The organism is Paeniglutamicibacter sp. NPDC012692 (genome assembly GCF_042901625.1).
In the GTDB taxonomy this organism is placed as follows: domain Bacteria; phylum Actinomycetota; class Actinomycetes; order Actinomycetales; family Micrococcaceae; genus Paeniglutamicibacter.
The window spans coordinates 199,715-219,801 of record NZ_JBIBDE010000001.1; the positions used below are offsets into that span (position 1 = coordinate 199,715).

Annotated in this window: 16 protein-coding genes; 7 read left to right on the forward strand and 9 right to left on the reverse strand. The window is 66.4% G+C overall.

What is annotated here, in order from left to right; genetic code table 11:
* Positions 1-5 precede the first annotated feature (5 nt).
* The gene (locus tag ACFY5D_RS00810) at positions 6-779 is read left to right on the forward strand and encodes an SDR family oxidoreductase (protein ID WP_387523680.1); all 774 of its coding nucleotides are present in this window, start codon (positions 6-8) and stop codon (positions 777-779) included.
* Positions 769-1,809, forward strand: a complete 1,041-nt coding sequence (locus ACFY5D_RS00815) for an L-idonate 5-dehydrogenase (RefSeq protein ID WP_387523682.1) — start codon at positions 769-771, stop codon at positions 1,807-1,809. The genes ACFY5D_RS00810 and ACFY5D_RS00815 overlap by 11 nt, the downstream gene beginning before the upstream one ends.
* 138 nt (positions 1,810-1,947) lie before the next feature.
* On the opposite strand, the gene ACFY5D_RS00820 is transcribed toward ACFY5D_RS00815, so the two are convergent.
* The 5 genes from ACFY5D_RS00820 to ACFY5D_RS00840 all read right to left on the reverse strand — a co-directional run bounded on the left by ACFY5D_RS00820 (position 1,948) and on the right by ACFY5D_RS00840 (position 5,112).
* Entirely contained in the window at positions 1,948-2,511 is a 564-nt protein-coding gene (locus tag ACFY5D_RS00820) for a hypothetical protein (RefSeq protein WP_387523685.1), read from the reverse strand.
* 136 nt (positions 2,512-2,647) lie between these two features.
* Positions 2,648-3,451 carry a ferritin-like domain-containing protein gene (locus tag ACFY5D_RS00825; RefSeq protein ID WP_387523688.1) on the reverse strand — a complete coding sequence of 268 codons (804 nt, stop codon included), beginning with the start codon at positions 3,449-3,451 and terminating at the stop codon, positions 2,648-2,650.
* Between the two features lie 152 nt (positions 3,452-3,603).
* Positions 3,604-3,834 carry a helix-turn-helix domain-containing protein gene (locus ACFY5D_RS00830; RefSeq protein WP_387523691.1) on the reverse strand — a complete coding sequence of 77 codons (231 nt, stop codon included), beginning with the start codon at positions 3,832-3,834 and terminating at the stop codon, positions 3,604-3,606.
* Positions 3,834-4,313, reverse strand: coding sequence for a DUF2975 domain-containing protein (locus ACFY5D_RS00835; RefSeq protein ID WP_387523693.1), 480 nt, complete (start codon positions 4,311-4,313; stop codon positions 3,834-3,836). The genes ACFY5D_RS00830 and ACFY5D_RS00835 overlap by 1 nt, the downstream gene beginning before the upstream one ends.
* A gap of 73 nt (positions 4,314-4,386) precedes the next feature.
* Complete coding sequence (locus ACFY5D_RS00840; RefSeq protein WP_387523696.1) at positions 4,387-5,112, reverse strand: FadR/GntR family transcriptional regulator; 726 nt, start codon at positions 5,110-5,112, stop codon at positions 4,387-4,389.
* Positions 5,113-5,324: 212 nt separating this feature from the next.
* Between ACFY5D_RS00840 and gndA the strand changes: the two genes are divergently transcribed.
* On the forward strand, positions 5,325-6,764 hold the full coding sequence (gndA, locus tag ACFY5D_RS00845) for an NADP-dependent phosphogluconate dehydrogenase (RefSeq protein ID WP_387523699.1): 1,440 nt from the start codon (positions 5,325-5,327) through the stop codon (positions 6,762-6,764).
* Positions 6,765-6,926: 162 nt separating this feature from the next.
* Here gndA and ACFY5D_RS00850 read toward each other — a convergent pair whose 3' ends face one another.
* On the reverse strand, positions 6,927-11,486 hold the full coding sequence (locus ACFY5D_RS00850; protein WP_387523702.1) for an ExeM/NucH family extracellular endonuclease: 4,560 nt from the start codon (positions 11,484-11,486) through the stop codon (positions 6,927-6,929).
* A 757-nt stretch (positions 11,487-12,243) separates the two neighbouring features.
* Between ACFY5D_RS00850 and ACFY5D_RS00855 the strand changes: the two genes are divergently transcribed.
* Together ACFY5D_RS00855 and ACFY5D_RS00860 are read left to right on the forward strand one after the other, a co-directional pair.
* The gene (locus ACFY5D_RS00855) at positions 12,244-13,200 is read left to right on the forward strand and encodes a proline dehydrogenase family protein (RefSeq protein WP_387523705.1); all 957 of its coding nucleotides are present in this window, start codon (positions 12,244-12,246) and stop codon (positions 13,198-13,200) included.
* Between the two features lie 144 nt (positions 13,201-13,344).
* Positions 13,345-14,448, forward strand: a complete 1,104-nt coding sequence (locus tag ACFY5D_RS00860; protein WP_387523708.1) for an ATP-binding protein — start codon at positions 13,345-13,347, stop codon at positions 14,446-14,448.
* A gap of 91 nt (positions 14,449-14,539) precedes the next feature.
* On the opposite strand, the gene epsC is transcribed toward ACFY5D_RS00860, so the two are convergent.
* From epsC to msrA, 3 genes are all read right to left on the reverse strand, one after another.
* A complete protein-coding gene (gene epsC / locus ACFY5D_RS00865; protein ID WP_387523711.1) occupies positions 14,540-15,124 on the reverse strand; it encodes a serine O-acetyltransferase EpsC in 585 nt (194 codons plus the stop codon).
* Between the two features lie 155 nt (positions 15,125-15,279).
* The gene (gene cysK / locus ACFY5D_RS00870) at positions 15,280-16,215 is read right to left on the reverse strand and encodes a cysteine synthase A (RefSeq protein WP_387527510.1); all 936 of its coding nucleotides are present in this window, start codon (positions 16,213-16,215) and stop codon (positions 15,280-15,282) included.
* A 93-nt stretch (positions 16,216-16,308) separates the two neighbouring features.
* Complete coding sequence (gene msrA, locus ACFY5D_RS00875) at positions 16,309-16,851, reverse strand: peptide-methionine (S)-S-oxide reductase MsrA (protein WP_387527512.1); 543 nt, start codon at positions 16,849-16,851, stop codon at positions 16,309-16,311.
* 432 nt (positions 16,852-17,283) lie between these two features.
* Here msrA and ACFY5D_RS00880 point away from each other — a divergent pair, with 432 nt between their 5' ends.
* Both ACFY5D_RS00880 and ACFY5D_RS00885 read left to right on the forward strand, forming a co-directional pair.
* On the forward strand, positions 17,284-18,198 hold the full coding sequence (locus tag ACFY5D_RS00880; protein WP_387527515.1) for a Nif3-like dinuclear metal center hexameric protein: 915 nt from the start codon (positions 17,284-17,286) through the stop codon (positions 18,196-18,198).
* A gap of 129 nt (positions 18,199-18,327) precedes the next feature.
* Positions 18,328-20,073 carry an HNH endonuclease signature motif containing protein gene (locus ACFY5D_RS00885; protein ID WP_387523714.1) on the forward strand — a complete coding sequence of 582 codons (1,746 nt, stop codon included), beginning with the start codon at positions 18,328-18,330 and terminating at the stop codon, positions 20,071-20,073.
* The last annotated feature ends 14 nt before the right edge of the window (positions 20,074-20,087 follow it).

The window sequence follows — 20,087 nt, forward strand, 5'->3', positions numbered from 1 at the left end:
AGTCCGTGGGTAGCAACCTCTTTGACCTGACCGGCCGCATCGCGCTGGTCACCGGATCCTCGCGCGGCATCGGCCGCGAACTGGCTGCGGCGTTGGCCGACGCCGGCGCCACCGTGGTGCTGCACGGCCGCGACGAGGCACGCCTCGCCGAAACCGCCGCGGAGTTCACCGCGCGCTACGGGGCGGGGCGAATCTTCTCCTGTGCCTTCGATGTCACCGACGCCGAGGCCGTGGCCCTGAACATCGCCAGGATCGAGGCCGCGGTCGGCCCGCTGCGCATCCTGGTGAACAACGCCGGGATCCAGCACCGCGTGCCGCTGCTGGACCTCGACGTCGCCGACTGGCAGCGGGTGCTGGACACCAACCTGACCAGCGCGTTCCTGGTGGGACGCGAGGCCGCCCGGGGCATGCTGGAACGCGGAGCGGGCAAGATCATCAACATCTGCTCCGTGCAGACCGACCTGGCCCGCCCGACCATCTCCGCGTACACCGCGGCCAAGGGCGGGTTGCGCAACCTGACCCGAGCGATGACCGCCGAATGGGCCGCCTCCGGCCTGCAGATCAACGGGATCGCCCCCGGCTACATCCACACGGAAATGACGCAGAAGCTCGTCGACGATCCGGACTTCAACTCCTGGATCCTGGGCCGCACCCCGGCCGGGCGCTGGGGCACGGTCGCCGACCTCGCCGGACCCGCCGTCTGGCTGGCCTCGGACGGCTCGAACTACGTCAACGGCCAGACCATCTTCATCGACGGGGGAATGACAGTTGTCGTCTAACACCAGCACCGCCACCGCGGTCGTCGCCCACGCGGCGGGCGACCTGCGCGTCGAGGCCATCGAGGTACCGGCACCCGCTGCCCACGAGGCCCGGATCGCCATCGCCTACGGCGGCATCTGCGGATCCGACCTGCACTACTGGAGCCACGGTGCGGCGGGGGAGTCGATCCTCAAGGCGCCGATGATCCTGGGCCACGAGATCGTCGGCACCGTCATCGCCGCCGCGGCCGACGGCACCGGACCCGCCGCCGGTACCCGCGTCGCCGTGCACCCCGCCACCCCGGGCGGCACCGGCGCACGCTATCCGGAGGACCGGCCGAACCTGTCCCCGGGCTGCACCTACCTGGGCTCCGCCGCGCGCTACCCGCACACCGAGGGGGCGTTCGCGACCGTCGTGAACCTTCCCTCGCGCATGCTGCGTGCGCTGCCCGAAGGCCTGTCCCTGCGGGATGCCGCGCTGGCCGAACCGGCCGCCGTCGCCTGGCACGCCGTCTCGCGTGCGGGCGATGTGGCCGGCAAGCGCGTGATGGTGATCGGCGCGGGCCCCATCGGGGCCTTGTCCGTTGCCGTGCTCAAGCGCGCCGGGGCGGCCGCGATCATCGCAGTCGACATGTTCGACAAGCCGCTGGAAATCGCGACGTCCGCCGGGGCGACCGCCACCTTGAAAGCCACGGACGCGGAGGCCATCGCCGCGGTCGAGGCCGACGTGGTCATCGAGGCCAGCGGGAACCCGCGTGGACTCGCGTCCGCCGTGCGTGGTAGCGTTCGAGGCGGCCGGATTGTCATGGTTGGCCTGCTTCCCTCCGGTGAGCAGCCAGCCTTGATTTCCCTGGCGATTACGCGCGAGCTTGAACTGGTTGGCTCCTTCCGGTTCAATGACGAGATTGACGAGGTTCTTGAAGCCTTGGCCGACGGCACGCTGGACGCCTCGGCCATCGTCACTCACGAATTCGACGTCAACGATGCCTTGGGGGCATTCGAGACGGCGAGGAACTCGGCGGAATCCGGAAAGGTCCTGCTGAAGTTCTGACGGCAGGGTTCGCACCGGCCACACTCGCAACACCTAAGACTGTTGCAAAGCAAAGACGAAGCACCCTCCCGGTCTCCCGTTAGAGAACCGGGCGGGTGCTTCGTTGTTTAACCCGATCGTCGATTCCGCGAACCGGTCCTAGGAATCGAATTCCCTGTCGAATCCCCGCAACAGCGGCAGCGTGCGCACGTTGGTGGTGGTGAAATGCTTCCCCTGGAACTGCATCTCCATGGCCACGCCCAGTGCAAGGTCGATGACCGCGTAGCCGCGCGATCCCGGACTAAACGGATCGTCCTTGTGTCCAAACTCGACGCGCATGTACCCGGGTTGCCCGGGCCGGACGGAGGTCACGGTGTTCCCGTCCGCGCTCCCGCCCCAGATGGGCAGGTCCAGCGGGCTGAACATGCCAAGCGCCGGGGCAAACATCGGAAAATGCGGGTGACCGAACAATCTTGAAGGGGGCTCTCCGTCGTACACGACAACGAGCGACGCCTCGGAAGGGTTGTAGACCACCGAGTGCCCCGTGCCCACCTCGTCGTATTCGTAGGTCCCCTCGTTGGTCCTGGCGCGCACGAAAAAGGTTGCGCCGCATGCCGACTCGCTATCCTCCTGGACGACGGTGCCAAAGATGCTGTCCTCGGTCCGCGCCGCACGCAGCGCACCGATCAGGGTGACCAGGTGCGGCAGTTCGTTTTCATCCAAGGTGAACGCTCCGGCATCGCAGGGAAGGCAGTGCATCCTGCCTTGTTGCCAGCATAGCGTTCACGTTCGCCGTACCCGCGGGTTGGCGTTTCGCCATGCTTCCCGTTGCCACACGCAATCCGGAAAGCGCGCGGCGCTAGTGGACGCCCTTCCCCAACGGACCCAACGGTTCCGCGCCGGGGTTCGCCAGCACCGAGTGCGCGGCGCGGCGGAATCCCACCATCGCCTGCCGCCAGTACCGCGCCGGGGAAAGCCCGCACGCGCGCAGTGCCGGACCGTGGTCCACCGCCAGGACTGCCGCCGCGCCGCCGGCGATGACCGTCCAGGCCATCCCGATCAGCACGCGTCCGGCGCGGGGCGTGTTTCGGAACCCCTGGCGCAGGCGGTCGATCTGGAAGCGGATGTGGTCCTGCTCGTCGGTGGCGATCCGGAGCCCGATGCCCCGCAGCACCGGGTCGGGAGCCCGCTCGGCCAGCGCCGTGAAATAGCCCATGGCCACCGATTCGACGATCAGGAACAGGCCCAGTTCCGTGCGCAGGCCGAGCGCCCGGCGCAGCACGGTGAATGCAGCGTCCGACCAGTGCGCCTCGAGGCTGGGTGCCTCCAAGTGGTCCAAGCCGCGGCGGAAGAGCGCCGAGTGCTTCTGCTCCTCGCGGACCAGCAGCTCCAGCGCTGCCAGATAGGTGGGGTCGCCTTCGAGGGCGGCCTTGGAAAGAAGGCGTTTTCCGTCGCCGCTTTCACCGAGCTCGAAGCGCTGGAACGAGTTGATGAACGCCTGCCTCGTCGGCTCGTCCAGCATCGAGCGTCCGTTCCAGTCGATGTCCGCTTCGATGAGCCGGTGGTACGCCGGGTTGCCGCGGAAGTGTTCAAGCCAGCGGTCGAATGCAAGGGGCTTTGTCCCCGTGGCGGCACCTGCGTCCATGTTCGGTTGTTCAGTCATGATGTCTCCGATCCGGGGTACTCCAAAAGGCAGGAGTGTTCCCCTGTGAGTTTTCGTTCTTGAAGTTGGTTGGATTTCCTACGGCATCCAAATCGGGATGAGGACTGCGATCGGCAAACCGGCAACGGCGACCTTTCGCGGCGCGGCGCCCATCAGGAGCCGCCCGGATCCTCCGGTCCGTCGGGAACCCAGCGCAGGATGTCCCCGGGCTGGCATTCCAGGACCTTGCAGATCGCGTCGAGGGTGCTGAACCGCACGGCCTTGGCCCGTCCGTTCTTGAGCACCGCGATGTTTGCGGGGGAGATCCCCACGGCGTCGGCGAACTCATTCACCGACATTTTCCGTTTGGAGAGCTCGACGTCGATGTCCACGATGATGGCCACTAGACGACCTCTGCCAGCTCGTTTTCGAGGGTCGTCGCGCTGCGGAGCAACCCGCGCATGACAAACATGAGCAGCACGATGGATGCTCCCGCGATTCCCGCCGCGCTGACGGCCAGCACCACCCCGGGGCCCCCTACCCGGACAACGGCCAACAGATGAATGCCGGCAAACAAGGTGAGGACGGTCAGGGCAATGGCGGCGCCGATGATGACATTGACCCAGCGGAACGCATGCTCGGTGAAGATGGCATTGCGTTCCACCATGGAAAGCAGCACCCAGGTGGCGAACAGGCCGACCTGGACACAGGCCATTCCCGCGATGGCAATGACCGTGTAGGGTGCGGCAAGGAATGCCACTTCGGGGAACGCAGTTGCGCTTTCCGCGGCAAAGGTCGGAACGACCACTGTCTGGCCCAGGAGCAAGACCAGGAACACCAGGACGAGCAGCACGCGTAGAGCGAGGATCACGGATCGTTTCATGTATCGAGTATCGATAGTTATCTATCGAAAGTCAATCGATCACGAAAATGAACCGGGGCCTTTCCCCGGCCGTCTAGTTCTTGGGACGGGGGAAGATCCTCGGCTTATCGGCCCAGACGCCGCAAATCTCCTGGTTGGTCCGCCGCATGATCTTCTCCATCGATGCCCGTGCGTCCTGCGGCACGTGGGCGGAGATCGCGTCGGCGACGGCCTGGTGCCAGGTGAGCGCCTCCTCGTGCGGGCGTTCGGGCATGAGCCCGAGTTCGGTGCGTCCGCGCAGGGTTTCACCGATCGGGTTGGCGAGGTTTGCGAACATTTCGTTGCCCGAGGCGGCCAGCACCAACGCGTGGAAGCGGATGTCCAGTTCCAGGAACGCGTGGAGGTCGCCGGACCGGCCGGCATGCCGCATCTGCGCCGCCAGGTTCAACAGCTCTCCGCAGAATTCATCGGGGGCGTGTTCGGCAGCGAGCTCCGCAGCCATGGGTTCCACCGCGACGCGAAGCTCGGTGAGCGAGCGCAATTGGGCGCCCAAGCCGCCGCTGGCCAAGCGCCACCTGATGACCAACGGATCGAAGGGGTTCCAGTCCTCGGGTGGCAAGACCCGGATGCCGACACGCTTGGTGGAGACCACCAGGCCGGCCGAGGCAAGCACCCGGACCGCCTCGCGAACCACCGAGCGGGAGACCCCAAGCTCGGTTTCGATCTCCGAAGCCAGGACGACCGCGCCGGTGGGTATGGAACCGTCGACAATGCGGCTTCCGACGTGTTCCACCGCGCGGTGGTGCAAGCTATTGGGCATGACTCAACCTTATAGGTTACTTCGCACACAAACCGACCAGCCAACACCCGGAATTGTGCGAATACTCGGGGCAATTTCTTGCAACGAAGCGTGTTTGTTTGGCCTTGTGCACACCGGACAAACTAAGCTGGTGGGTAGTCACGAAGCCGTGCCCGGCGCATGTCGTGCCGGTATCTTGCCCGGCTTCGATATTCGCAACCGATGGAGACTTCATGCCTGCACAGATTGGCGTCACCGGCCTAGCCGTCATGGGCGCAAACCTTGCCCGTAACTTCGCCCGCAACGGCTACACCGTTGCCCTGCACAACCGCTCGGTCGCCAAGACCGATGCCCTGTTGGCCGCACACGGCGATGAAGGCGACTTCATCCGCACCGAAACCATGGAAGAGCTCGTCGCGAGCCTCGAGACTCCCCGCCGCGTCATGATCATGGTCAAGGCGGGCGGCCCGGTCGACTCCGTCATCGACGCCCTGGTTCCGCTGCTCGAAGAGGGCGACATCATCATCGACGGCGGCAACTCCAACTTCCAGGACACCCGCCGCCGCGAGGCCGACCTGGCAACCAAGGGCCTGCACTTCGTGGGCGTCGGCGTCTCCGGCGGCGAAGAGGGCGCCCTGCTGGGCCCGTCGATCATGCCGGGCGGTTCCAGGGAGTCCTACGACGCCCTGGGCCCGATGCTCGAGAAGATCTCCGCCAAGGCCATCGACGGGGCTCCGTGCTGCGCATGGATCTCCACCGACGGTGCCGGCCACTTCGTGAAGATGGTCCACAACGGCATCGAGTACGCCGACATGCAGGTCATTGGCGAGGCCTACGACCTTCTGCGCACCGGTGCCGGCCTCGAGCCTGCCGCCCAGGCCGCGATCTTCGAGGAATGGAACAAGGGCGAGCTCGCCTCCTTCCTCATCGAGATCACCGCCGAGGTGCTGGCCCACGTCGACGCCAAGACCGGCAAGCCGCTGGTCGACGTCATCGTCGACTCCGCCGGCCAGAAGGGCACCGGCCGCTGGACCGTGCAGTCCGGCCTGGACCTGGGATCCCCGATCTCCGCCATCGCCGAATCCGTCTTCGCCCGAGGCCTGTCCTCGCAGCGCGACCAGCGTGCCATCGGCCAGGAGGTCCTGGCCGGCCACGAGATCGCCGTCGAGCTGGACGAGAACTTCGTCGAGGACGTGCGCCAGGCGCTGTTCGCCTCCAAGCTGGTCTCCTACGCCCAGGGCCTGGACATGCTCACGTCCGCGGGCAAGGAATACAACTGGGACCTGAAGCTCGACGAGATCGCCTCGCTGTGGCGCGAGGGCTGCATCATCCGCGCCGCCCTGCTGGCCGACATCACCAAGGCCTACGCCGCGGACCAGAAGCCGGCAAACCTGCTCTTCGCCCCGGCGTTCGCCGAAGCCATCGCAGCGGCCCTTCCGGCCTGGCGCCGCGTGGTTGCCACCGCCGTCCAGATGGGCGTGCCGGTTCCGGTGTTCTCCTCCTCGCTGGCCTACTACGACGGCCTGCGCCGCAAGCGCCTGCCGGCCGCGCTGACCCAGGGCCTGCGCGACCTCTTCGGTGCGCACACCTACAACCGCATCGACGTCGAGGGCTCGTTCCACACCCAGTGGAGCGGCGACAAGACCGAAATCGAAGCCGAAGACACCCACTAGTCTTCACGTTTCACCCGTGAGGGGCTGTGCGCCGATTGAACCGGAGTGCCGCCCCTCTCGGGCGTCCGGAGCAATCCGGCGGTGCGTTCCGCGCATGCAATGGCGCCCCCGGCTTCCGCTTTCACGGAAGCCGGGGGCGCCATCTTGCCTATGTCAAACGAATCAGGCGCAGGCCTTTGCATCCTGCTTGGGCTTGCACTTTTCGTTCGGGTTGGTGATGAGCAACGGCAGCTTCACCGTGGTGCCGCTCGGGGCGGCCTTGACGGTGATGACGCCACCGGTGCGGGCATCGGCAGGCAGCCGGAAGGAAACCTTTGCCGATCCATCCCTCACGCCCACCGTGTCAACCACGGTGCGCTTGCCCTTGCTGTCGGTGAATTCCACCGTGACGGCGGCGTTCTTCGGGCTGCCCAGCGACGTCAGGTCAAGCTTGTTGAGCTGGAAGCTGACGGCGCCCTTGGCATCCACCCTCGCCGGGTTGCCGATGACCTCCACGCCGCGTCGGGCGAAGTCGGGGGCGATCGGCGCCGTTTCCGACTTTTGGCCGAGGTACTTGATCCAGGCATCCCGGTCGATGAGCCCGGAGTCCTTGGTGTTGGTGCCTTCGGTGAAGACCCGGAAGTTGTCGCCTCCGGTGGCCAGGAAGCTGAACGTGCCCACCCGGTAGGAACGTTTCGGGTCCAACGGTTCGCCGTTGATGGTGACCGAGGTGATGTGGTCTCCCAGTGTACGGGTTGAATCGTAGGTGTATTCCATGTTGGATGACAGCCCCAGGTTCAGGAACGGTCGGCTCGGGATGGAACCGTCGGCGTTTGTCTGCCACTGCTGCTCCAACATCGTCTTGACCTGTGCTCCGGTCAGGGAGGTGGTCCACAGGTTGTTCACGAACGGCAGCACCGCGTTGGCGTTGGCATATGTCACCACGCCGTCCGCGAAGCCGGCATTCTTGTGAAGCAGGTCCGCACGGAGCCCGCCGGGATTGACCACGGCAATTTCGGCTCCGCCGGTCTGCTCCGACTTGAGCGTCTCCAGGAGCGCATCGCCCACAAGGTTGCCCAACGTCGATTCGCTGGAGCGGTCATCACGGGTGTACTTTCCGGTGGCCGGGTCGAAGGTCTGCGCCGTGGTGATGTCGGCGGAGATCTTTCCGACGGGAACGCTGCCCGCCACCTTCGCGTCGGCCAGCGCCTTGTCCGTGATGGCCTTGACCGCAGCAACGCGCGGGAACTTGGCTACGAGCGCCGCGTCGTCGGTCTTCGTGCGCGGCACGTTGCCCTGCGAATAGGAAACAACCTCCTCGGAGGCGGTGTCCACCTTCAGGGTGATTTGGCCGATGAACTCGCCGTAGCTTCCGGTCTGGAGCACCGGGCGGGTCTTCAGCGCCGCATCGGCGGGGACTCCCGGGATCGGTGCATCCCACGCATACTGCTTGTGAGTGTGTCCGGTGAAGATGGCATCGACCGCTGGACTGGTCTTGGTCGCGATGTCCCGGAAGGTGCCCTCGGCAGCGATTTCCTCCTCCATGGTTGCGCCCTCGGGAGTGCCCGCGCCCGCACCGTCGTGGTACTCGGCCACGATCACATCGGCCAGCTTGCCGTCCGTGATCTTCTTGGCGACGCGGTTGACCGCCTCAATCGGGTCACCGAATTCCAGCATGGAAATGCCCGAAGGTGTCACCAGCGTGGGGGTCTCCTGCGTGATGGCGCCGATCACTGCAACATCCACGCCGTTGAGGTTGATGATCTTGTACTCGTCAAGCACGGGGGTAGTGGTGCCCTTCGCGTACACGTTGGCACCGAGGTAGTCCCAGTCGGCTGCATCGGTGATCCGGCCATCGAGGTCGGCGTAGCCCTTGTCGAACTCGTGGTTTCCAACGGCGGAGGCCCGCAGATCCAGTGCATTCAGGACATCGATGGTGGGCTTGTCGTCCTGGGAAGCGGAGGCAAACAAGCTGGCGCCAAGGTTGTCACCCGCGGAGAGGAAAGCCGTACCGGCGTCCCCGGACGCGGCGCGCAGCTGCTCCACGGTGCCGGCAAACTTCACCGTGTTGGCATCAATGCGCCCGTGGAAGTCATTGATGTTCAAGAGGTTGATTTCCTTGGTGGCTGCCGGTGCATTCCCCAAGTCCAGGCCGACGACGACGGGGTCGTGGTCGGATGCGGCAAAGGCCGACGAATCGTAGAAATCGGTGGCGTTGTACCGGTAGCGGCTGTATCCCATGGCGACGGACTCGGCGGAGTTGATGTTCCAGATGTCCGCACCCGTGACCACCGCTTCAGCGGCAGGCGAGGCAAGGACGTGGTCAAGCGAGCCGACCATTCCGCCGAAGCTGTAGGAGTGCTTGCCGGTCTTGGGATCCTGGTCCACGTAACCGGCATCGGTCATGACCTTGATGGGATCCTCGAACCCATAGGCGTTGAAGTCACCCATCAGCAGTACCTTGTCGGTGTCCTGCTCGGCCTGCAGCTTGGTGGAAAACGCCACGAGGGCCTCGGCCTGGGCCGTGCGCGCCAAATTGGAGTTGCCCTGGCCCTGATCGGTGTCATTGCCGATCGCCGAACCCTTGGACTTGAAGTGGTTGACGATCAGCAGCACCTTGGCGGAATCCTCGGTGCCAACGGGCTTGAAGGACTGGGCCAGCGGCTGCCGGGCGATGCCGGTGAATGCCTTGTCGTCCAGGATCAGTGAGTCGCCCACGGGCTCCGCGGTGTTCTTCTTGTAGATGAAGGCAGTGCGAATCACGTCCTCGATCTCGACGGCCGGCCGCTGGTCCGCGGCGGGGGAGCGGACGTAGTCCCAGACTCCCGGTGCGGCAACATTGAGGGCATCGACCAACGCGGCAAGGGCGCTGTCGCGGTCCTTCCCAAACTTCGCGGAATTCTCGACTTCTTCCAGTGAGAGCACATCGGCTCCGGATGCATTGATGCCGGCCACGATCTTGTCCTGCTGGCGCTTCAGATTCGCCGCATCGGCAGCACCCCGCTGGAGGCACCCGCCCTTGACGCTGATCTTGTTGCCGTTGTAGTCGGTGTAGAACTCGCACGAGGCGTTCTTGTCACCGGTCTCGGTGAAGTAGTTCTGCACGTTGAACGAGGCAACCTTGAGGTTGCCGCCCACGGGCTTCGGCGCCTCCGCGCGGTTGTTACCGAAGGTGATGGGCTGCACGGTGCCGGCGTTCGCCGGGGTGAGGGTCTGCAGCGGCTGGAACTTGTAGGAGTTGTTGCGGTTGTCAAAGATGACAGGGGCCATGAACTCGGAGGTCGAACCAACGCGCATCGGCGTTTCCCGGCTCAACCACGGCAGCGGAACCACGGAGCCGCCGGAGCCCAGGAAGTTGGTGCTGGCGCCGTCGTCGAGCTTGATGGCGCGGGCGGCGTTTTCGGCGACCTTGGCCGTGTACGCGGCGGAGCCGTAGGGCGCCACAGCCGTGGGCTGGACCAGGGGAGTCGTCCCCGTGGCCAAGCCGATCTCGCCGTAGTTGTTCAGCGAGTAATTGTCGGTGATGGTGAAGTCGCCCTGCGGGTCCACCAGCATGCCCTCCAGCGATTCGCGCTGCGTCACCGAGGCAGGGACCGTGATGACGGCCGCCTTGACCTCGGTGGCGGGCTCGGCGAGCTGGGTCATTCCGCCGGCGGCGACATCGATCTCCGTGGTGGTGGCGGTGTCCGAGGCGCCGCCGAACTCCTTGACGAGGCCTGTCACCTGGACGTGGTCGCCGATCTTGACGTTGGCGACGGTCGCCGGGGAATACACGAAGACACCATTGGAGGCGTTGTGGGTTCCCAAGTCAAGGTCGCCGCCGGTGCCGGGGGTCTGGACGAAGTAGCCATTGAAACCACCGGTGGGGTAGGCCGCGGTGACCTTGCCCCTGGTCGTCACGGTGGTGCCGACCAGGGGACTCTTGGTGCCCGTTCCCTGGATTTCGGCGATTGTCTTGGCCCCTGAATCAACAGGAGGCGTTGGCGGTTCGTCGCCGCCACCAGTGCCCACAGGCGAGGGAGCAGCCGTGGAGAAGTCCTTGGCGTTGCTGTCCGTGTCGACAGAGAGCGTGCGGTTCAGCGACGTAGAAGCACTCGCCGCCGATGATGCCGCGGTCTCAAAGGTGTTGGACGAGCCGTAGCCGAGGAGATCCACCACTCCGGATGTTCCCACCAGGGAACCGGTGGGAAGGTTGGCCGGCAATTTGGAGTTCGTGTCGGAGAGGATCAGCGTGCCGCCTCCGCCGGCAAAGGAGAATCCACTCGCGTCCGCATCGCTGGCGGGGAGGTCGCTGCCCACTACTCCGTTGGAATTGCCTTTGATCAGGTAGTGGTCATTGGCCTTGATGATGCCGGAAAGCGGGGCAAAACCGGTGGGAGCCACCTGCCCCGTGGCCGAGCGATACTGCAACGACCAGCCAGACAGGTCTACATCGGCATTCGTCGGGTTGAAGAGCTCCACGAATTTGTTTTTGTAGGCGGCGTTCGCGCTGCCGCCGTTGAGGTAGGCCTCGTTGATGATCACATGCGGTGCATCCAGCGAACCGGCCATCGTGACGGCGGCCGAGAGGGACCCGCCTGACGGTGACTCGGCCTCGGGGCTTTCAGGGAGCGCCGTAGCCCTGGCTTCCGGCGGTGGTGTCTCGGTGGTGGCCATTGCCGGCGGGATCGCCAACGGGGCCACGGCCAGGCCGAAAGCCAGAACGGCTCCCAGCCCAGCCCTCATGAACGTATTGCTCGTCATTTTTCCAACTCTCAAGAGTGCGGCACGCGCTGTGCCGTGGGTGATGAACGTCTGCATTTTGGTAGCTGGCTAGTAACGAAGGGAAACGTGCGATTTAGCCAGCAAGGCTTTCACGTTTCAGAGCCAACCACACAGAAGTGAATCATTCATGAACGCATGAGGGTGGTCAAGCAAATAGCTCTTTTTGTCTTCCCAAGTGGCATTTTCTGGACGAAATGGCGAACCTGACATAGCATTACCCGTTTAACTGCGCGAACAAACACTGATTTGAAGGCCTGAAAAGCGCGGTCCAGGTAGGTTGGAATGAGGTCGCTTGTGACCGGACTTGTGACCGGGCTTGTGACCAACGCGTGATTGGCGCAACGCCCGAACGCACCTCGTTGGGTGCCATGACCGTGCATGGATGCGGGACCGTGGACTATCGATTCCTCGGGCCCGAGGGCTCAAGGCCACCGAAATCGCCGGAGGAAACCGGCTGAGCCAAGGCGCCCCGAGGGAAGTTGATGTTGCGGCCGATTGCCTCAGGCCCGCACTGGATGCGGGCACCACGACCTTTGGCGCCGGCGACGCCTGGGCAATCGGCCAGGTGGTGGAGTGCGACGCTGCCTGGCCATGAACCCTGGACGGAGCCCGGCATCGGAAACTCACCGAACTCTCGCGACCGCGCTGCCCCGTTCCTTGGCCGCCTCCGGTTTGCCTCCCGGCAGGTGCGTAACCGACACCCACTTGCGATCCGCGGTGGGCTACGTTTAGGCCTATGACAAGTGCCTATGAGTTGGAACGCGCAGCCGACACGCTGCGAACGTTTGCCCTGGATGAGGGCATGAAAGCGCGAGTCATGTCCTCGCCGGTGCTGGCAGAAATGGCAACGCGGGTTTCGCGGAGGTACACCGCGGGGGACACCGTCGCGGATGCGATCGAAGTCGCACGGAAGGCCGCCGACAAGGGCCACCGAGTCAGCATCGAGTACGCGGGCGAATCGGTACGCACCCGCGAGCTGGCCGTTTCCGAGGCCGGGATTTTCCTGGAGGTGGCCGGCGCGCTGTCCGAATCCGGACTGCCGGGCACCATCTCCTTCGACCTCTCGCACCTTGGCGCGCTCGTTGACCGCGAGCTTGCCCTCGACCATGTCCGGGCGCTTGCCCGAGCAACCGAGACGCAGGGAACCGCCCTCATGATTTCCGCCGAGGGATCGGACCGGACCGATCTGGTCCTGGATCTGTACGATCAGCTGTCTGACGAGATCCCGCGGATCGGCATCACGCTGCAGGCAAGGCTGCACCGCACGCCGACTGACCTCGAGCGCGTCCTGAAACGCCCCGGAACGATCCGGTTGGTCAAGGGGGCCTTCCTCGAACCGGAATCCGTAGCGTACCCGCGCAACAGCGAGGAGCTCCTCGCGGCGTACCGCTCGCTGGCTGCCCGGCTGGTGGAGTCGGGGCACGGCGCGGCTTTTGCCACGCATGATGGGGAACTGGTCGATGCCCTTATCGCCGAGCACGGCGATACCCTGAAGGTCGGCCAGATCGAATTCGAAATGCTGATGGGCCTCGGCACGCAGCTGATGGATCGACTGGGTGCGGAGGGGTATGCCACGCGCGAGTACATCGTCTTTGGCGGGGAATGGTGGCTGTACGTGCTCAACCGCATGGCCGAACATCCCGAGCGCGCCCTGGCGGCCTTGGCCGACATGAACCCGCTTCCCGGGGCGTAGATCCGTCGCCCGGCGGGCATCCTGCTGCGCTGCGGTCTTCGCACGTGCGGGCGCCAACGATCGGGACCTTGCCGCTTGTGAACACTGGATTACACTAATTACACAAGTATTCACAGATGACACAACTATTCACCGGAGTTGCCCGTGATCAACCCATTCCGCCCGACGGCCGGGGCGACCCCGCCGGACATCATCGGCCGCACAGGCGTCCTGGACGAATTCGACTACGGCCTCGACATCCGCTCCGGCGCACCCGGGCTGCTCTCGATCATCACCGGAGCCCGCGGCATCGGAAAAACCGTGATGCTCGGCGTCGCCGAGGACATGGCACGCGCCAAGGGCTGGGTTGTCATCTCCGAAACGGCGACGGCGGGCTTCCTCGGCAGGCTGGGCAAGGCCATGGAACACGCGGCCGACGAACTCGGCGACGGGCCCCCGCGGCGGCGCATCACCGGGATCTCCGCGGGCGGGTTCAGCATTTCCACCAGCCTCCCGCCCGAACAGCAGCTCGACTGGAGGCAGCTCGGCGAAGAGTTGCTGGGCTACCTCGAAGCGCAGAAAACCGGGTTGCTGATCACCGTCGACGAGATCCATGCGGCGGACCGCAGCGAGCTGGCGCAACTGGCCGCCAGCGTCCAGCACTTCATCCGCGACGGCCTGCCCGTGGCGCTGGTGTTTGCCGGGCTGCCCGCCGCCGTCTCCGACCTGCTGAACGAGGGTGTCGCCACCTTCCTGCGCCGGGCGGACAGGATCGACCTGCACGCCGCTGCCGTCGGCGAGGTCAAGGCCTCCTACCTGGAAACCTTCAACGGCGCCGGCTTCAACCTTTCCCCGGCACTGGCCAAGCAGGCCGCCGAGGCCACCGACGGATACCCGTTCCTGATCCAGCTGGTCGGCTACCACCTGTGGCAGCTGGCCGAGGTCGGATCCGGGACGATCGACGCCGGGGACATCGAGAAGGCGACGCGGGTCGCGCGGCGGCGCAACACCCGGGTGGTCATCGAGGCGGCGCTCTCCGAGGCCTCGTCGAAGGACCTGGATTTCCTGCTGGCCATGGCGGTGGACGACGGGCCCTCCTCGATTGCCGAGGTCGGTGCCCGCATGGGGGACAGGCGCAACACCTCGGGCAACTACCGTTCCCGCCTGATCGCGGCGGGGCTGGCCGAGCCGGCAGGCCGGGGCAACATCAGGTTCGCCATCCCGGGGCTGCGGGATTACCTGCTGGCCAAGTACCCGGACGGGGCCTGAGCGCGAGCCTGCACAGAAAAGCGGCGTCGAAACCGCCCCGGAAAGGACGGTTTCGACGCCGCGTTGCTTGGTGCCACAGGTTGCCGACCGGCTAGATCCACATGGCCGGGTCGATGTACTCGGCCGGATCCACCGCCGGCTTGCGCTCCTCCGGGGTGCGCGGGCGGTTCTTCGCCGGGATCCCGGTGATGATGGAGCCCTCCGGGGCGTCCTTGACCACCACGGAGTTGGCGCCGATGGCCGAGTCCGCACCGATCACGATGGGACCCAGGACCTTGGCGCCGGCACCGATGACCACGCGGTCGCCGATGGTCGGGTGGCGCTTGACCTTCGCCAGCGACCGCCCGCCGAGCGTGACCCCGTGGTAGATCATCACGTCGTCGCCGATCTCCGCGGTCTCGCCGATCACCACGCCCATGCCGTGGTCGATGAAGAAGCGACGGCCGATCGTTGCGCCCGGGTGGATTTCGATTCCGGTGATGAACCGTCCGGCCTGGGAGATCAGCCGCGCCGGGAAGCGCGTCCTGGGGTTCTGCCACAGCCGGTGGGTCAGCCTGTAGATCCAGATGGCATGCAGCCCGGAGTACGCCAGGAAGTTCTCGGCATTGCCGCGGGCGGCAGGATCATGGGCGCTCGCGCTGACTAGATCCTCGCGCAATCGGGAAAAGAAACTCACAACGTGACCTTTGTTCCAGGGGTTTGTTCGGGAGGTTCCCCGGCATGCGGCGCGGGAAACCAAAAGCGGCGGACTCGCACCTTCCGCCCGACGAGCTCCGGGAATCGGGGCACGCCGGGCGGAGGGTCGGTCCACCGGAAAGCTGCTGCTGAAGCCTAGCCGCGGATGTCGTCGAAGAGCAGCGTGGAGATGTAGCGCTCACCGAAGTCGGGGATCACGGCCACGATCAGCTTGCCCCTGTTCTCCTCGCGGGCGGCGACCTGCAGGGCGCCCCAGACGGCGGCGCCGCCGGAGATGCCGCCGAGGATGCCTTCCTGGGTGCCGAGCGCGCGGGCCACGGACACGGAGTCGTCGATCGCGGCGTCAAGCACCTCGTCGTACAGCTCGGTGTCCAGCACCTCGGGAATGAAGTTCGCGCCCAGGCCCTGGATCTTGTGCGGGCCCGGCTTGCCGCCGTTGAGGATCGCCGAATCCTTCGGCTCCACGGCGATGACCTGCAGGCCCGGCTTCTGCGACTTCAGGAAGCGGCCGGCGCCGGTGATGGTGCCGCCGGTGCCGATGCCCGCAACAAGGATGTCGATCTCGCCGTCGGTGTCTTCCCAGATCTCCGGGCCGGTGGTGGCCTCGTGGATGTTCGGGTTGGCGACGTTGGCGAACTGCTGGGCCCAGATGGCGTTCTCGGTGGTGGCCACGATCTCCTTGGCCTTCTCCACGGCGCCGCGCATGCCCTCGGAACCCGGGGTCAGCACGATCTCGGCGCCGAAGGCGCGCAGCATGACGCGGCGTTCGGTGCTCATGGTCTCCGGCATGGTCAGGACAACCTTGTAGCCGCGTGCCGCGCCCACCATGGCCAGGGCGATGCCGGTGTTGCCGGAGGTGCCCTCGACGATGGTTCCACCCGGCCTCAGCGCGCCCGATGCCTCGGCGGCGTTCACGATGGCCACGCCAATGCGGTCCTTGACCGAGTTGGCCGGGTTGTAGAACTCCAGCTTCACCGCGATGTTGCCCGGGAGGCCCTCGGCCAGGCGGTTCAGGCGCACCAACGGGGTGCGGCCGACGATTTCGGTGACGTCGTTGTAGATCTTCGACATGGTTGATGTTTCCTTAGCCATGGTGGATGTGTCCTTACATGCAAGCGGTCCCGCAGTGTTGAACCGTGGTCAAGTGGTTGACTACAAGCCTAGTCAGCCTCGCGGTGCGGCGGGTTCATCGAGCCACGCGGCGTAATATTTCCTGGCCTTCGCCAGTTTCGGGTCGATAATGACGCGGCAGTAGCCCTCGGACGGGAACCGGTTGTAGTAGTCCTGGTGGATTCCCTCGGCGACAAAGAAGTCGGCGGGTTCCTCGAAGGCCGTCACGATCGGATCGGGGTACAGCCCCGCGAACTTCCGCGCGGATTCGCGGAAAAGCTCGTCCTGCGCGGCATCCAGCGGGTACATCGCCGAGCGGTATTGCGTGCCCGTGTCGTAGCCCTGCCGGTTCAGCGTGGTGGGATCGTGCATGGTGAAGAACATGTCAAGAATGACTTCCTCGGGCACGACCGCCGGGTCGAATGTTACGGCGACGGCTTCCGCGTGACCCGTGTTTCCCGTGCAGACCGACCTGTAGGTGGGCGCCGGCTCGTGTCCGCCGGTGTAGCCGGAAACCACCGAGGTCACGCCCCGGGTCCGCTGGTACACGGCGTCCAGACACCAAAAACAGCCGCCTGCTAGGACAAAGGTGCGCAGCTGCTGTCCGTCGCGGCCCTCGCTGGTCGGCGAAAAGCGGATCGGGACCGCGGAGATTGAAAAATCGTTCACATGGATATTCAAGCACCGGGCACGCCATTTCATTCCCGGACATGCGGCCAAAGCGCTCCCTGCCATGCGTCCAAAGCGCCCCGATCCGGTTACGGTAGATGCATGCAAAGCAACAAGGGACAGCCACACGGCATGCGTATCGTCTCCGACCTGACGGACTCGGACGGGGTCGACCAGACCTCCGCAACCATGCCCGGATCCGATCACGGGGCCATGGCCGCAGCACCGGGCAACGTTTCTACGCTGCACGGGGTGGCCGGACATGCCCGCGCCGCGACGCCCGCCGCGACGCCCGCCGCGGGGCTGCCAGTTGCCGAATCGCACGACGTCGCCGGCCCCGGATCCTCGCCCGCCGAGGCCGTGTCCGACGATGGAGCGGAAGCCGGATCGGACGATCGGGACCACGACGAGGATTCCGCCCTCGAGCCGGCACCCGTGTTGACCACCCCCACCCTGGGCGAGGTGCTGCTGGCCATCGAGGAACTCTGGCCCTCCTCGCTGGCCGAGAGCTGGGATGCCGTGGGACCCGTCGTGGGGCGCCCCGAACGCCCGGTGCGCCGCATCATGTTTGCCGTGGACCCCACGCTCGAGGTGATTGCCGACGCCGTCTCGCGCGGCACCGACCTGCTGGTCACCCACCACCCGCTGCTGCTCAAGTCCGTGAACTCCGTTGCCGCGACGGGCTTCAAGGGCGAGGCCGTGCACCTCCTGATCGAATCCGGATGCGCCCTTGTCACCGCGCACACCAACGCCGACTCGGCGCTCGGCGGCGTCTCCGACGTGCTGGCCGACATCCTGGGCGTCACGGACACCAAGCCGCTGGCGCCCTCCAGCGCCGGCCTGCCCGAGGAAGGCATCGGCCGCGTCGGCATGCTGCCCGAACCGATGCTGCTGCAGGAATTCGCCAGCCGCGTCTTCTCCGCCCTGCCCTCGGTTGCCGGGGGAGTGCGCGTTGCGGGCGAGCGCGCCGGAATCGTCCAGAAGGTCGCCGTCTGCGGAGGCGCCGGCGATTCGCTCTTCGACGCGGTGCGCGACTCCGAGGCCGACGTCTACGTCACGGCCGACCTGCGCCACCACCCCGCCTCGGAGGCCCGCGAGGCCTCGCTGAACGGCAAGCCGTACCTGATCGACGTCTCACACTTCGCCAGCGAATGGCTGTGGCTGCCCTCGGCGGCCGACGCCCTGGTCAACGTGCTGCACGACCTGGGCCACGAGGTCGAGGCCGAGGTTTCCAAGATCAACTCCGATCCCTGGGACTTCATCCTCACCCCGTAGGACCGCGGCCCCCGCGGGCCAGCCGTCACCCACACCGACGGCACCCCCGTCACCAGGCGGGACGATCGTTGTCCACATTCCTGCGGTCCGCGGCACCGGGTGCGGCCCGCCGCGCCCATAGTGGATCCCATGTCCACAACGACAGCAGGCGACGGCGGCGAAACGCCGGGCAGCGAAGTAACGTCGGCGGTGCTGGCTGCCATCCGCGGGGTCTTGAATGCGGGAAATCCGTCAGGCCCGGTCGACGACCTGCGCATCCTGGCCGTGCTCGGCCCCGTGCTCAACCGGACGGCGGAGCGGGCCATGCACGGCATCGGCCGTTCCCCGGTGCGGGCGGCGGCCTTCGCCCGCCTTGCCGAGCAGACCTACCGCGTCGCCGGCTACGCGCAGATCCTGGCTGCGGGCGCCTGCCGCGAGACCGACGCCCACACCTGCGCCGAGGAACCGCTGGCCGAACTGAACAACCTGCTTGGGAGCGGCGACGAATTCGCCGCGGGCGCCCTACCTCTGCCCCAGGACAAGACCGTGCCGGCGGGCCGGAAGCCGCTGCACCGCGACACGGCCGACCTGCTCAAGAACCTGCTCAGGCTCACGTACTTCCAGGCCAAGCACCGCGTGGACAGCTACGAAAGACTGCTGCCGCACCGCGGGCCCGGCGGCGCCGTCCGGGAACCCGGCTTCCCCAGGCTCGGGGAAATCCTCCGGGACGCGGTGGCCGACCCGCGGCTCATCGCCAACACAGCCGGCAAGCTCGGTGCGATGGCGCCCGCCCTGGAGGCCCAGCCCGACCCCGCCGGGTCCGCCGCTGAACTCGAGGCCGTCGCCGCGCGGGCCGTCACCGACCACGACGCCGGCACCGTGGGCCGGATGCTCAGGGAGGCGACCGTCGTGCTCGACGAGACGGCGATCGAACGCGACGAGGAAGCCATCCGTCCCTACCTCGGCCTGCGTTTCCGCGGCAAGAAGCCCACCGGCTACCAGTGGGAGCTGACCACCGATGCCGAAGGGAACGAGCTGCTCACCACGCTGGCCGACGACCTGAACAATCCGCGCACGTCCTCCGGCGATCGCCCGGTCCCGAAATCCGGCTCGCCGTCAAGCCCATCGTCAGGCCCGTCGTTAAGTCCTGCCACCGGGCGGCCGCCGCGCGCGATCCCCGAATGGGCCGTGGACCCGAACCTCCCGCCCGGGGAACGCCCGCGCGAAGGGTTCACCGACGTCGGCCGGCCGGCCGCCGCGCCGGACCGGGACCAGCTGCCGGGAGAGACGTCCGCGGAGGCCAACGCCAGGGTGCGCGCCCAGCGGCTCCTGCAGGCGGTGCTTGATTCGATCCGGACCGGCTCCACCGCCGGCGGCACGGCGGATCCCGCAATGCCCATGAATTCCCGTGTCGACATGCTGGTCATGATCGACTACGACTCCCTCACCGGCGCCTCGGAGGCGCCGGGGCTCACCGGCCACGGCGACTACCTGGCCGCGGCCACCGCGCGGCGGCTGGCCTGCAACGCCGGCATCCTTCCGCTGGTCATGGGCGGCAACAGCCAGCCGCTGGACCTGGGCCGCAAACGACGATTCTTCACCAAGGGCCAGAAGCGGGCGATCGCGGCGCGGGACCGCGGCTGCATCAACCCCGGCTGCTCCATGGCCGTGAACCGGACCGAGGCCCACCACGTCGACCCGTGGTCGCAGGGCGGCCAAACCCGCGTCGACAAGGGCGTGTTGCTCTGCGTCGGCTGCCATTCCGCCCACCACGCCGGCCACTTCGGGATCGAGTTCATCGACGGCATCCCGTACGTCGTGCCTCCGGCATCGCGGGACCCGCTGCGAAGGCCCGTGCGGAACTGGGTCTTCCATCCGGGATCCGCCGCCGCCTGAAAACCCGCGCGATT